The following is a 12887-nucleotide window of genomic DNA, read 5'->3' on the forward strand; positions in this document are numbered from 1 at the left end:
GCGGCTGGATCGGTAGGAGCAGCGATCGTTGACGCGTCAAAACCCCGCGACGCTGCCGTGCAGATCGTATTGGTCGGCGCGCTCGATCTTCGCGGTGACGATCTCGCCGACGCGCAACGGGCGGCGGCTCGACAAATAGACGGCGCCGTCGATCTCAGGCGCGTCGGCCTTGGACCGCCCCTTGGCGACGGTCGGGCCGACCTCGTCGATGATGATCTGCTGGCGCGTGCCGACCTTGCGCTTCAGCCTGCGCGCGGAGATCTTCTGCTGGCGCGCCATCAGCGCGTTGTAGCGCTCCTGCTTGACCTCTTCCGGCACCGGATTGGCGATCGCGTTCGACGTCGCGCCGGCGACCGGCTCGTACTTGAAGCAGCCGAGGCGATCGATCTCGGCTTCATCCAGCCAGTCGAGCAGATAGGCGAAGTCCGCGTCGGTCTCGCCGGGGAAGCCGACGATGAAGGTCGAGCGCAGGGCCAGGTCAGGGCACTCCTCGCGCCAGCGCTTGATCCGCGCCAGCGTCTTGTCCTGCGCCGCCGGGCGCTTCATCGCCTTCAGCACCTCGGGGCTCGCGTGCTGGAACGGGATGTCGAGATAGGGCAGCACCTTGCCCTCGTTCATCAGCGCGATGACCTCGTCGACATGCGGGTAGGGGTAGACATATTGCAGCCGGACCCAGGCGCCGAGTTCGCCGAGTTCGCGCGCGAGGTCGAGGAATCTGGCGCGGACCTGGCGGTCCTTCCACGGGCTCTCGGCGTATTTCAGATCGACGCCATAGGCCGAGGTGTCCTGCGAGATCACCAGCAGCTCCTTGACGCCGGCGCCGACCAGCCGCTCGGCCTCGCGCAGCACGTCGTCGGCCGGGCGCGAGACCAGATCGCCGCGCAGCTTCGGGATGATGCAGAAGGTGCAGCGGTTGTTGCAGCCCTCGGAGATCTTCAAATAGGCGTAGTGCCGCGGCGTCAGCTTGATGCCCTGCGGCGGCACCAGATCGAGATGCGGATTATGGGCGGGCGGCAGCGCGCGGTGGACCGCGTCCAGCACGCTCTCATATTGCTGCGGGCCGGTGATGGAGAGCACGCCGGGATAGGCCTGCTCGATCTGCTCGGGTTCCGCGCCCATGCAACCCGTCACGATCACCTTGCCATTCTCGGCCATGGCCTCGCCGATCGCCGAGAGCGATTCCTGCTTGGCGCTGTCGAGGAAGCCACAGGTGTTAACGATGACGATGTCGGCCCCGTCATGCTTGCGGGCGAGCTCGTAGCCCTCGGCGCGCAGGCGCGTGATGATGCGCTCGGAATCCACCAATGCCTTGGGACACCCGAGCGACACGAAGCTGACCTTGGGCGCAGCCGTCTGTTGCATATCTGTTGAATCTGCCTGATTGATCGGCAGGAGCTAGTCCTAAATGCTGTCAATTACAACCCTTTGCAGGGCGTTCCGGCGTGCTATGGATGAATCACCTGTCGTGAGTGAGCCATGAGCGCCGAACAGTCGCCCAAAATCGTGATCGTCGACGAAAGTCCGATCCGGGCCGCGATCCTCGAGGAGGGGTTGCGGGAGGCCGGATTCACGCAGGTCGCCCATATCCGCGAGATGCAGAGCCTGCTGGCCCGTATTTATGCGGTCGATCCCGATATCATCCTGATCGATCTGGAAAACCCCAGCCGCGACGTGCTGGAGGCGATGTTCCAGGTCAGCCGCGCCGTGCGCCGGCCGATCGCGATGTTCGTCGACCAGAGCGATTCAGCCTCGATCCAGGCCTCGGTCGAGGCGGGAGTATCCGCCTACATCGTCGACGGGCTGAAGAAGGAGCGCATCAAGCCGATCCTCGACCTCTGCGTGTCCCGCTTCAACGCCTTCGCCAAGCTCCAGGAGGAACTCGAGCGCACCAAGTCGCAGCTCGAGGACCGCAAGATCATCGAGCGCGCCAAGGGCATCTTGATGAAGGTGAAGGGCCTCACCGAGGACGAGGCCTATGTGCTGCTGCGCTCCACCGCGATGCGCGAAAAGAAGAAAATCGGCGAGATCGCCCAGTCGATCATCACCGCGTCGGAGATGCTGAAATGACCGGACCGCTCCGCATCGGGTTCATCCCGCTGGTCGATGCCGCCGCGCTGATCGTCGCCGTCGACAAGGGCTTTACCGCCGCCGAAGGCCTCGACGTCGAACTGGTGCGCGAGGTGTCCTGGTCCAACGTCCGCGACAAGCTCAATATCGGCCTGTTCGACGCCGCGCATCTGCTGGCGCCCGTGGCGATCGCGTCCTCGCTCGGGCTCGGCCACGTCAAGGTGCCGATCGCCGCGCCCTTCAATCTCGGCATCAACGGCAACGCGATCACGGTGTCGCCGGCGCTCCATGCCGCGCTGATGGAGCAGATCGACGGCGACCGCTTTGATCCGCTCGTCACGGCGAAAGCGCTGGCGCGGGTGGTTGCCCGGCGGCGCAAGGCCGGCGCCGATCCGCTGACCTTCGGCATGACCTTTCCGTTCTCGACCCACAATTATCAATTGCGGTTCTGGATGGCGGCGGCCGGCGTCGATCCCGACGAGGACGTGCGGCTGGTGGTGCTGCCGCCGCCCTACATGGTGGACAGCCTCGCCAACGGCCATGTCGATGCGTTCTGCGTCGGCGCGCCCTGGAATTCGATCGCGGTCGATCTCGGCATCGGCCACATCCTGCATTTCGTCTCCGACATCCTCGTCCACGCGGCGGAGAAGGTGCTGGCGGTCCGCCAGACCTGGGCCGACAAAAACCCGGACATGGTCGCCAGCCTCGTGCGCGCGGCCGTGAAGGCCGCCGAGTTCATCGAGCATCCGGAGAACCGCATCGAGGCGGCGCGCATCCTGGCGCAGCCGGAGCGGATCGGCGTCGATGCCGAGGTGATCCAGCGCACGCTCACGGGACGGCTGAAGATCTCGCCCGACGGCACCTTCCGCGAAAGCGGCCGTTACTTGCTGGTCGGACGCGAAGGGGCAGGGCGCCCCGACCCGGTCCAGGCCGCCTGGCTCTACGCGCAGATGGTGCGCTGGGGGCAGACGGCGCTGACGCCGGATGGCGTCAAGACGGCGATGGCCGTGTTCAGGCCGGATCTTTATGATGCAGCCTTGGGGAGCCGGCCGCCCAGTGAGGCTCCCGCGGCGTTCGGGGCATTCGCCGGCCCCGTGTTCGATCCCGACAATATCAGGGGGCATCTCGAGGCCTTCGAAGTCGGGCGTTGGAAGGCTTAAAATCCAACTCTCAGTGAGTTTCCTCCCATCGACTTCAGCTGGGATGTATGGGGCCTGGCGATTATAACTATAAGCTATTGATATTACTTAAGAATAGTCGATTCTTCTGTCATCGATTGATGGGGGCAAATCCGGCCAGTTCTGAGAGTTATTTCTCTCTGAATGGGCGCCCGTTTACGTCCATGTCGGAAAGGGCCAAAGCAACTAATCCAATTGTCGCCTCTGACTGGTTGTCGAGCGCACTGGAAAGGCGGCAATTCGTCTAACTACCAGCAGTCGTCCCCTTGCTGTAGTACAGCTTTTACGCGGCAAGAAGCGGGGGATACGCAGTGAAGGACGACTTTGCTCCTCTCAGTATCAAGGGTTACGTGGAACAGGCTCTGACGACGGACCAGCGGAGCGATGCTGGGTCACTGACATTCCCGCTCCTCGGGCTCTTCGGCGAAACTGGTAGCCTTCTCAGCGAGGTCAAAAAGAAACACCGCGACCGAGCCTCTTACATCGGCTATGCGGGCGCTGTGGTAGATGAACTTGGAGACGTCCTTTGGTATTTGACAGTGGTCGCTGCCAGGGGTGGCCTCACTCTTCAGGAGATCATCTCGAAAAGCTTCGGTCAGGAGGTTTCGTCGTTTGCGGCGTTACAGCCCCCGATTATGCCCCAGACCGGTTCACCCAGCCCAACGTTCGAACAGACCCTGCTTCAACTGGCTGGTGAAGTTGGATTGCTGATCATTGACCAGGAGGCTGGGCGGCTGAGAGATAACCAGTCCGCGCTGGCCGGGCGCCTTATTCCGATCACTCGCACCCTGATCAAGGCCGCGACCGAGGCAGGCGTTACACTGGAAGCTGCAGCTGTCAAAAACCTGTCGAAAATCTTCGACCGATGGCCCAAGGAACGGATCTATCCCGCAGCTCTTGATGCCGAGGCAGCGGAGCAAGAACAGCTACCCCGCACATTGTCTGTCGAAGTTTTTGAGCGAGAAGTCGGAGGCAAGACGTACGTCTTTCAGCGGTGCAATGGTATCAATATAGGCGACCGCTTGACCGATAACGCAATGACTCCGGACGACTACCGTTTTCATGACGTGTTCCACTATGCTTATGTCGCGGTCCTGAGCTGGTCACCGGTGATTCGAGGGCTCTTCCGGCTCAAAAGAAAAAGCGCTCCTAAAATTGATGAAGCCCAAGACGGTGCGCGAGCTATGCTCATCGAGGAGGGAGTGACGACCTGGATATTTGGGCAAGCAGTAAACCTCAATCTCTTCGCGGGCATGGCTGCCGGTGACTTGCCGTTCGATCTATTGAAGCACGTTCGTCAATTCGTTTCCGGCTATGAAGTCGAGAGCAGGCCATTGTGGGTCTGGGAAGAAGCCATTCTAACGGGGTATGCTGCTTTCCGATTCTTGAGAGAGCACCGTCGCGGCCTCGTCAAGATCGATATGAACCGCCACACGCTTACGGTCGAGAAATTACCTTGAACACACCCAAGCTATTCGCCGAAACCTTGGCTCAGGTGCGTCTTCCTTCTGTGTTCAACCCTTACGTCGAATGCTGTGAGCTTCATGATCGACGTGATGGGCCGAGGGTCCGAAAGAGGAACCTGATACGCTTCCTTGAAGCGGCTGTAGATGCTCGTGTCGATACCCTCTGGATTGCCCGCGACCTGGGATACCGTGGCGGTCGCCGAACAGGCATCCCGCTCACCGACGAAGTGCACCTTGGCCGAGCTGCTGCGATGCTAGGTGGCATATCGCTGGATCGGGCAACGTCGGGACCTCCGGTCGCGGAACGCACCGCGGCGATCATTTGGACCGTCCTGGCGCGAATCAATCAGCCGGCGATGTTGTGGAACGTATTTCCCTTCCATCCGTACGAAGGCGCGAACCCGCTCTCCAATCGCTGCCACACTCGCCAAGAACGTGAGGCGACTTGGCCGCTCTTGCTTGCACTCATTTCTATGCTCAAGCCGCGCCGTATCGTTGCAATCGGACGCGATGCAAGCATTGCGCTGAACAGTCTGAGCATACCGGTCGAAACTGTCCGCCATCCGAGTTATGGAGGGCAAGCCGAGTTCATTGCAGGCATCAACGCAATTTATGGGCTACCAGCTATCGTCGAGCCGACAGTGCTGGAGTTGCCCTTCGATGGTGATTGTGTAGCTCCCAAGGCTAAACATTCCTGATCGAAGCGTGTCAGCAAGCCGCTGATGGCGGGGCGCTTGCATTTGCCGGGTTGATCGATCTCGGCGTGCGTGGATACGACGGTTAGATTTCCTACGGAGACGCCGCCTTCCTTCGCCACGAACTCCATCAAACGACCGAGCCCAATCAGATTGCCAAGCAGTTTCTCGATATAGAAGTGATTGCGGTACACTGCCGTCAGCGCCAGTGTTTTTGTTGCCCCGGGCAATAGCTTGAAGCTCATATGGCTGAGGCATTGTCCGCCGTAGGGAGAATCGTCAACGTCACGCGCAGGGTCAAAGACGGTTAGTTCGAATTTGTTGAGCGCCCGGACATTGTCGTCACGGATGCGCTCTACTATCTCCCAAAGCTGATTGATCGGCTCGTCAGGCGGATTCGGTATTCGGGTCATTCTCTCGAAATAGTATCCGGACCATCGGCTGTTTCTCTGGACCTTTGGCAGTACCTTTTGATGAAACACCTCGAAGAATGCTGGTGCGCCGTACCGGCGGTAAAGCCCGGCGGGCATAATAGTGTTCGCAACGGTCTCAACCGACTTGTCAAAACCGTTCAAGAAATCGTCGACCACCGCGACCCGAGGATCTTGCCGCGTTGTACTTGCGAGCGGATCAGCGACGTCAATTATGACGTTGTATGCCGAATGCCCGGGGCGAGCATCGACCTCACGAACTGCCTCGCGCCAAGCGCTTGCACAATCATGCTGCTGGGGAATTGGCAGGTACATTCAGGTTCTCCGTCAACATCGCAACGGCAAACAGCCGCGGCTTTAAGAAAGCTTCCGTCAGCCAGGCATAACCATCCTTACCCCAGCCGGCCCCCCAACTGTTCCGTACCAAAATGGCGCGATGCCCGTCGGCAGTACCGTGACCGACTCCGATCACCGCATGACGACGTTCCGGCTCAGGATCCTCAGCTGCCTCCGGATGAACGACGCCCTCCGATGATGGTCGGAAGAAAGAGCGAGACAGCATAGTGAGAAGGATAACGGGATGCTCGTTTGTGATCTCGCCGACGATAGCATCGAAGGTAGGGACAGGGGTTGTTCCATTTCGTCGGTACAACGCGCCCACCTCCGCAGGTGGCATCCATGATCCCGAGTCTACTGGCGTCGCGCTCAAGTACGGCCACCCGCTTTCCTCAGGTTGGCCGTCAAGGCGGATCGCCTCCAACATTTTGGAGGGAATAGCACCAACGCTCGGTAAGCGGTTTGCACGGCGCTGAGCGTGGAAGAAGATGTACTCGCAAGACAAGGGAGCCCATCCCGACCTCATCGCAGCGTGCGCATCGCTGGCCGCAAACGCGAGGCACGTTGGGCGCGCCAGTTGGTTCCGTGCGGGGCCAAACATCGAGCGTAGGTCTTTAGCCGGCACAATCTTACTCATGCCGCCTCAAGTAGAACTCTTCTTTCGGCTCGCGACAGCCCTTCCTCTTCCGGACCAGTGAGGTCGAAATCTACATTCAGTGTCGCTAGTGGTTGATCAGTTTCCCAGGGGCGACGCTCCTCTAGCGACATCCTACCGCGACGACTTTCGTTTGGAGCTGCGGTAACGCGCCTAATGACATGACTGCCAACACCGTCATCATTGTGGGACTCAAGCGCGTCGCGAACCACCGCGAAACCGCTCGCCCTCAATTGATCGATATCCCACAGGTAGCCACCCCCACTGTGCTCTTCGAGCCGAAGAACAAATAGATCATTTCGGCTTCCGTCGATCCGAGTGCCGGCGTCGCGTTCGGTCAACAGCCACACGTCGCCGCGATAGTCCTGAGGTTTGTAGCCCTCCAGTAGGCCGACCTTCATTTCGCGTGGCTGCGTTTGAAGCAGCTCTTGGACCTGGTTAGGTTTGATCAGTTGGTTTTGGGCCAGAGTCCAACACGTAGCCTCATAGCTGGCTCCCATCCGAAGCGACAGTTGATAAATCGTGCTGGGACGACGAAACGCATCGACCGTCCAACCCTGACGCTGTGAATGCCAAGCGATCAGCCATCGAGGTAGCATGAAGGCGACAGCAAACGCATTGGCCTCCACCTCCTGGAAGTTTTCGTCCTTGCCTCCCTTTAATGGCATGCGTCTGAGTATGTTTTCGTCGTCGAGACTTGGCTCATGGCCCATTGCGAAATGCCCCAACTCATGAGCGGCCGTGAAGCGTTGGATGCTCATCGGGCGTTCTGTCGTTACAAGGACGCCCGGGGCCGGCTGGCTAAGATAAGCTCCGAGTAGTCCCTTTAGAGGGCGGACCAGCAAAGGCAGGTCTAGTGCGTGAATGGCGGCGAAGACGTCAACGTTTCCGCCGAACTGGGTGATGTTCTCCTGGAGACCCAGTTGGCGGTGCACCCTAGCTGCGGCCATGGTTCCAGCCCGGACGGCGCCTGCGTAGCTGGTTGCCATGCCTTACTGCCTCCCTGCGAGAGACCGAGCCCTTAAGTATTCCGCAAACCGGCTCAATTCGTCGCGGTCTTGTTGTGACAGATTAGCGGCACGCCTCGCTAGATGTGCGACATCAACAGGAAGGTTGGCAGAAGCGTCCTCCTCGCCGGTGAAATATCCCATCGGCTGCCGATATAGCCTTGCGAGACGAGCAAGTTCGATAGCCTCGACACGACGCTGTCCATTTTCAATGTCCGTCAGAGCGGTCCGAGGTATCTTCAAGTAGGCCGCAACCTCCTCCTGTTTGAGCCCCAAATATTTTCTAGCTTCCCGGAGTTTGTCGCCGAGGCGCCGACGCTCCTGTTCATCGGTCTCATTCTGCTGAACTGGATTTTTCATGGTTAGCTTCCGTTCTTCTTTTTCCATTGCCCCTCGATGCGGGGCAGCAGATGTCCGAGTGCACTTTCGATCGAGCTGTATCCACCTGTCCGCACCAAATGGTCCGGAAGTTCGAACCCCACGATCGGCTCGACTGCGGAGAGGATTGAGACAGCGACGAGGGAGTCGATGGAGACCGGGGCCTTCGCGAGATCGGCAGGTGATGAGGGTAAGGTTAGGCCCCTGAGGCTTGCTTCGACTTTCACCGCCTCAGCCAGTTCGTCGTGCAGACACGCGGCAACGGCGGTCGCGGGAAAAGCGACCACAAGAGGCGTAGTGAGGAGGACCGTCATACCATCACTCGTGTGTGTATTTGGGACGATGCAGCGATTATATGTCTGAATTTCAGACTTACAAGGTCTCGCTCGGACCCTGCATCGTTTTTGGGCGCCTGGGCTCCTCGTCTAAATTTTGGGCTGGCTGCTCGAATTTCGTGAGAGTTCCCCGCCCGGGAGTTCCCGGGGCACTCCTAATCGTCTGAATCTACAGCAATTCTCATTTCGGTGAAGCTGGCACGCAACTTGTATGTTGCACTGCGGCCAGCTTGTCACAGACGCCTGCTGAGCCGAGTCCCGCAGCAACGAAGCTGACCGGACCGTTGGGTGCAGAGCAGGCTCTTGAGCCAGCCGAGTGCCTCGCGGGTCGTGCAATTTTCCGTCGATACCACCCCGGTGGCCGCAGGAGCTTCGTTACTGACCATGAAACTCGAAACAGTCTCAGTCGACTTTACCGACGAGCAGAAGCGCTATCTCGAAGGCTTCACGACCGGCCTGCAAATCAGCCGGGTCGGTCGCGGTCTTGGTGGCGGCTCCGGCAAGGCGAATGCCGAGCCGACCGGTCCGGACGCCGTGCACATCAAGGCGCAGGACAAGGTCATCGCCTCGGGCAAGAAGCTCGCCGACCAGGAGAAGTTCAAGCGCGACGAGCATCCGTTCGACGCCTATCCGCGGCTGCGCCAGCAGGCGCTCGACAATGCGCCGCCGAGCCCGGCGGACAATTTCCGCTGGCGCTATTACGGCATCTTCTACGTCGCGCCGACGCAGGACTCCTACATGTGCCGCCTGCGCATCCCGAACGGCATCATGAAGCACTGGCAGCTGTCGGGCCTTGCCGATCTCGCCGACGATCTCTGTGGTCCCTACAGCCATGTCACGACGCGCGCCAACCTCCAGCTTCGCGAGATCCCGCCGAAGCACGCGATCAAGCTGATCGAGGGCATCCAGGACCTCGGCCTGTGCTCGCGCGGCTCCGGCGCCGACAACATCCGCAACGTGACGGGAACGCCGACCGCCGGCATCGATCCGCAGGAGCTGATCGACACGCGGCCATTTGCGCGCGAGTGGCACTACCACATCCTCAACGACCGCTCGCTCTACGGCCTGCCGCGCAAGTTCAACGTTGCCTTCGACGGTGCCGGCAGGATCGCCGTGCTCGAGGAGACCAACGACATCGCCTTCACGGCGTTCGAGGTGAAGGACGGTTTCGGCGTCGAGCCCGGGGTCTGGTTTCGCCTCGGCCTCGGCGGCATCACCGGACACAAGGATTTTGCAAAATACTCCGGCATCATCGTCAAGCCGGAGCAGGCGACGGCTGTCGCCGACGCCATCGTGCGCGTGTTCATCGACCATGGCGACCGCACCAACCGCAACAAGGCGCGGCTGAAATACGTGCTCGACGCCATGGGCCATGACGGCTTCCTGAAGCTCGTCGAAGAGCGGCTGAAGACGCCGTTCACGCGCGTGCCGGAAGAGGCGTTCCAGCCGCGGCCTGCGTCGGACCGCATGGCGCATATCGGCGTGCACAAACAGAAGCAGGACGGCCTCAACTGGATCGGCGTGTCGCTGACGCTCGGCAAGCTCACCTGCGACCAGATGCGGGGCCTCGCCAAGGTCGCGCGCGACCTCGGCGACGGCGAGATCCGCCTGACGGTCTGGCAGAACCTGCTGATATCAGGCGTGCGCGACGAGAACGTCGAGCTCGCCATTGCCGCGATCAAGCAGATCGGGCTTGCGGTCGAGGCCTCGCATGTCCGCGCCGGCCTGATCGCCTGCACCGGCAATGCCGGCTGCCGCTTCGCCGCCTCCAACACCAAGCGCCATGCCGCCGAGATCGGCGACTGGTGCGAGCCGCGCGTCGACATGGACAAGCCGGTCAACATCCACGTCACCGGCTGCCACCATTCCTGCGCGCAGCACTACATCAGCGACATCGGACTGATCGGGGCGCGGGTGCCGGTCAACGAGGACGACACGGTCGAGGGTTACCACCTCTTCACCGGCGGCGGGTTCGGTCCCGATGCCGACGTCGGGCAGGAGGTCTATCACGACCTCAAGGCCGAAGACGCGCCGAAGACGGTCGAAGCGCTGCTCAAGGCCTATATCGCCCATCGCGCCTCGCCCGACGAAACCTTCCTCTCCTTTGCGCGCCGCCATGACGGCGAGACGCTGCGCAAGCTTGCCGATGCACAGGTGTCCGCATGAACCAGATCACCCCTCCGCCGAAACTCGATATCATTCCCGCCAGCGCGCCGTTCTCCGACGCGCAGCGCTCCTGGCTGAACGGCTTCTTTGCCGGGCTGCTGTCGCCTGATGTGGCTACGCCCTTGTCGGCGGAGCAGGGTGCCGCCGTCATGCAAGCCGGCGACGGCGACGATGGCGAAGCGCCATGGCACGACCAGACCATGCCGATCGCCGATCGGATGAAGCTTGCAGAGGGGCGTCCCGTCCGCCGCAAGATGATGGCGGCGATGGCGCAGCAGGATTGCGGCCAGTGCGGCTACAATTGCCACGACTATTCGGAGGCGATCGCCACCCGCAGCGAAGCGCGGCTCAACCTTTGCGTTCCCGGCGGCAAGGAAACCGCGCGAATGCTGAAGTCGCTCTACGAGGAGCTCGACAAGGCGCCGGCGGCCAAGACGAGTGACAAGACGGATGCGGTGGCAGCGCCGGCCGTGACCGTGACGATCGCGGAGCCGGGCCGCTCGCGCGACAATCCGGCCCAAGCGACCTTCCTGTCGCGGCGCCTTCTCAACAAGGGGAAGTCGGAGAAGGAGACCTATCACGTCGAGTTCGATCTCTCGGCGAGCAAGCTCGATTACGTCGTCGGCGACAGCTTTGGCGTGTTCGCACGCAACGACGTCGGCCTCGTCGACCAGGTCATCGCGCTGCTCGGCGCCTCCCACACCACCAAGGTGAACGGCAAGACGCTGCGCGAGGTGCTGATCGACGACGTTTCGCTGTCGCCGGCGCCGGACTCGCTGTTCGAGCTGATCTCCTTCATCACCGGCGGCGCGCAGCGCGAGAAGGCGCGGGCGCTGGCGCAGGGCGAGGATCCCGATGGCGATGCCGCCACCCTCGACGTGATGGCAGCGCTCCAGAAGTTTTCCGGCATCCGGCCGCATCCCGAGGCCTTCGTCGAGGCGCTCGAGCCGCTCCAGCCGCGGCTCTACTCGATCTCGTCCTCGCACAATGCGACGCCGGGAAAACTGTCGCTGACGGTCGATTCCGTGCGCTACGTCATCGGCAAGCGCAAACGGATCGGCGTCGCCTCGACCTTCCTCGGCGAGCGCATCGCCGAGGGCGAGAAGCTCAAGGTCTATGTGCAGAAGGCGCACGGTTTCGGCCTGCCGCAGGATCCGAAAACACCTGTCATCATGATCGGCCCCGGCACCGGCATCGCGCCGTTCCGCGCCTTCCTGCTCGACCGCAAGGCCACCGGCGCGCCCGGCAAGAACTGGCTGTTCTTCGGCCACCAGCGCAGCGATTGCGACTTCTTCTACCAGGAAGAGCTCAACGCGATGAAGACCGCGGGCCTGCTCACCCGCATGTCGCTGGCCTGGTCGCGCGACGGCGAGAAGAAGTTCTACGTCCAGGACCGCATGCGCGAGGTCGGCCGTGAATTGTGGACCTGGCTCGCCGAGGGCGCGCATCTCTACATCTGCGGCGATGCCAAGCGCATGGCCAAGGACGTCGAGCGTGCGCTGGTCGACATTGTCGCCCAGTTCGGTGCGCGTTCGACCGACGAAGCCGTCAGTTTTGTCGCCGAGCTCAAGAAGACCGGCCGCTTCCAGGCTGACGTCTACTAAGCCGCGACAAGATCAGCGCGAATCGTCCCGGCGGCGCAGGCGCCGGGCGTTACGCCGAAAGCGCGTTTCTACTGTGCATGGGGTTGTTTTCGACGGTTTTATTTGGACCGGGTCCAGGGCCTTGAGTCCGGCTGTCATCCCATCGTCATCCGGGCCGGTTCCAACTGGCTCGGATCTTAACGAATAAGATTCTCGGAACCCGCGGTTGAAGAGAATTTGCGCCTGCGACGGGGCGCCTTCAGAGAACTGTCATCGCTATTTCCGCCGCCATCTTGCCTCCCGCCAGGGTTGATCCTTCATACTCCCACAAATGGGGCGTTGGAGATCCACCATGCGCGAACTATCTGCGGAAGCCAGGCTGCACTTCTACGCGCGCTCGCTCTCGCGTCGGACCGGGGCGAGCATGCATCACGTTGGGCTCTACAGCGCCTTCGCGGTCATCGCGGCCATCGTGTTCGGCACGCTCTCGGTGCACCCGTTTTAAATTGTTGTCGTTCCGGGGCGGCGAAGCCGAACCCGGAACCTCGAGATTCCCAGGTGCGCAGTTGATGCTTCGCATCATCCCGGAA

Annotated in this window: 13 protein-coding genes; 7 read left to right on the plus strand and 6 right to left on the minus strand. The window is 61.4% G+C overall.

Going from position 1 to position 12887, the window contains the following annotated elements; translation table 11 throughout:
* Positions 1-36: 36 nt before the first annotated feature.
* Positions 37-1362 carry a 30S ribosomal protein S12 methylthiotransferase RimO gene (rimO, locus tag BM118_RS02380; RefSeq protein ID WP_092181713.1) on the minus strand — a complete coding sequence of 442 codons (1326 nt, stop codon included), beginning with the start codon at positions 1360-1362 and terminating at the stop codon, positions 37-39.
* A gap of 114 nt (positions 1363-1476) precedes the next feature.
* On the opposite strand from rimO, the gene BM118_RS02385 reads away from it, so the two are divergent.
* The 4 genes from BM118_RS02385 to BM118_RS02400 all read left to right on the plus strand — a co-directional run bounded on the left by BM118_RS02385 (position 1477) and on the right by BM118_RS02400 (position 5409).
* Positions 1477-2067, plus strand: a complete 591-nt coding sequence (locus BM118_RS02385) for an ANTAR domain-containing response regulator (protein ID WP_011087344.1) — start codon at positions 1477-1479, stop codon at positions 2065-2067.
* Positions 2064-3227 (plus strand): CmpA/NrtA family ABC transporter substrate-binding protein, encoded by a 1164-nt coding sequence (locus tag BM118_RS02390; RefSeq protein WP_092181715.1) that lies wholly within the window; start codon positions 2064-2066, stop codon positions 3225-3227. The genes BM118_RS02385 and BM118_RS02390 overlap by 4 nt, the downstream gene beginning before the upstream one ends.
* 329 nt (positions 3228-3556) lie before the next feature.
* Positions 3557-4705, plus strand: a complete 1149-nt coding sequence (locus BM118_RS02395) for a nucleoside triphosphate pyrophosphohydrolase family protein (protein ID WP_092181718.1) — start codon at positions 3557-3559, stop codon at positions 4703-4705.
* Positions 4702-5409 carry a uracil-DNA glycosylase gene (locus BM118_RS02400; protein ID WP_092181721.1) on the plus strand — a complete coding sequence of 236 codons (708 nt, stop codon included), beginning with the start codon at positions 4702-4704 and terminating at the stop codon, positions 5407-5409. Before BM118_RS02395 ends, BM118_RS02400 begins: the two co-directional genes overlap by 4 nt.
* On the opposite strand, the gene BM118_RS39885 is transcribed toward BM118_RS02400, so the two are convergent.
* The 5 genes from BM118_RS39885 to BM118_RS02420 all read right to left on the minus strand — a co-directional run bounded on the left by BM118_RS39885 (position 5322) and on the right by BM118_RS02420 (position 8527).
* The gene (locus BM118_RS39885; RefSeq protein WP_143099400.1) at positions 5322-6152 is read right to left on the minus strand and encodes a thymidylate synthase family protein; all 831 of its coding nucleotides are present in this window, start codon (positions 6150-6152) and stop codon (positions 5322-5324) included. The two genes, BM118_RS02400 and BM118_RS39885, sit on opposite strands and share 88 nt — an antisense overlap.
* Positions 6124-6513: a C1 family peptidase gene (locus BM118_RS42130; RefSeq protein ID WP_244550035.1), complete on the minus strand. Its 390-nt coding sequence runs from the start codon at positions 6511-6513 to the stop codon at positions 6124-6126. The genes BM118_RS39885 and BM118_RS42130 overlap by 29 nt, the downstream gene beginning before the upstream one ends.
* A gap of 293 nt (positions 6514-6806) precedes the next feature.
* Entirely contained in the window at positions 6807-7817 is a 1011-nt protein-coding gene (locus BM118_RS02410; RefSeq protein WP_092181726.1) for an ImmA/IrrE family metallo-endopeptidase, read from the minus strand.
* A 3-nt stretch (positions 7818-7820) separates the two neighbouring features.
* Positions 7821-8222: a helix-turn-helix domain-containing protein gene (locus BM118_RS02415; protein ID WP_244550036.1), complete on the minus strand. Its 402-nt coding sequence runs from the start codon at positions 8220-8222 to the stop codon at positions 7821-7823.
* Positions 8198-8527: a hypothetical protein gene (locus tag BM118_RS02420; protein ID WP_210189028.1), complete on the minus strand. Its 330-nt coding sequence runs from the start codon at positions 8525-8527 to the stop codon at positions 8198-8200. Before BM118_RS02420 ends, BM118_RS02415 begins: the two co-directional genes overlap by 25 nt.
* Positions 8528-8932: 405 nt before the next feature.
* Here BM118_RS02420 and BM118_RS02425 point away from each other — a divergent pair, with 405 nt between their 5' ends.
* The 3 genes from BM118_RS02425 (at position 8933) to BM118_RS02435 (ending at position 12802) form a co-directional block, all read left to right on the plus strand.
* Positions 8933-10714 (plus strand): NirA family protein, encoded by a 1782-nt coding sequence (locus BM118_RS02425; protein ID WP_177233956.1) that lies wholly within the window; start codon positions 8933-8935, stop codon positions 10712-10714.
* Positions 10711-12318: a sulfite reductase subunit alpha gene (locus tag BM118_RS02430; protein ID WP_092181735.1), complete on the plus strand. Its 1608-nt coding sequence runs from the start codon at positions 10711-10713 to the stop codon at positions 12316-12318. Before BM118_RS02425 ends, BM118_RS02430 begins: the two co-directional genes overlap by 4 nt.
* Positions 12319-12649: 331 nt before the next feature.
* Positions 12650-12802, plus strand: a complete 153-nt coding sequence (locus BM118_RS02435; RefSeq protein WP_014495196.1) for a hypothetical protein — start codon at positions 12650-12652, stop codon at positions 12800-12802.
* Positions 12803-12887 lie beyond the last annotated feature (85 nt).

The organism is Bradyrhizobium sp. cf659 (assembly GCF_900113725.1).
Classification (GTDB): domain Bacteria; phylum Pseudomonadota; class Alphaproteobacteria; order Rhizobiales; family Xanthobacteraceae; genus Bradyrhizobium.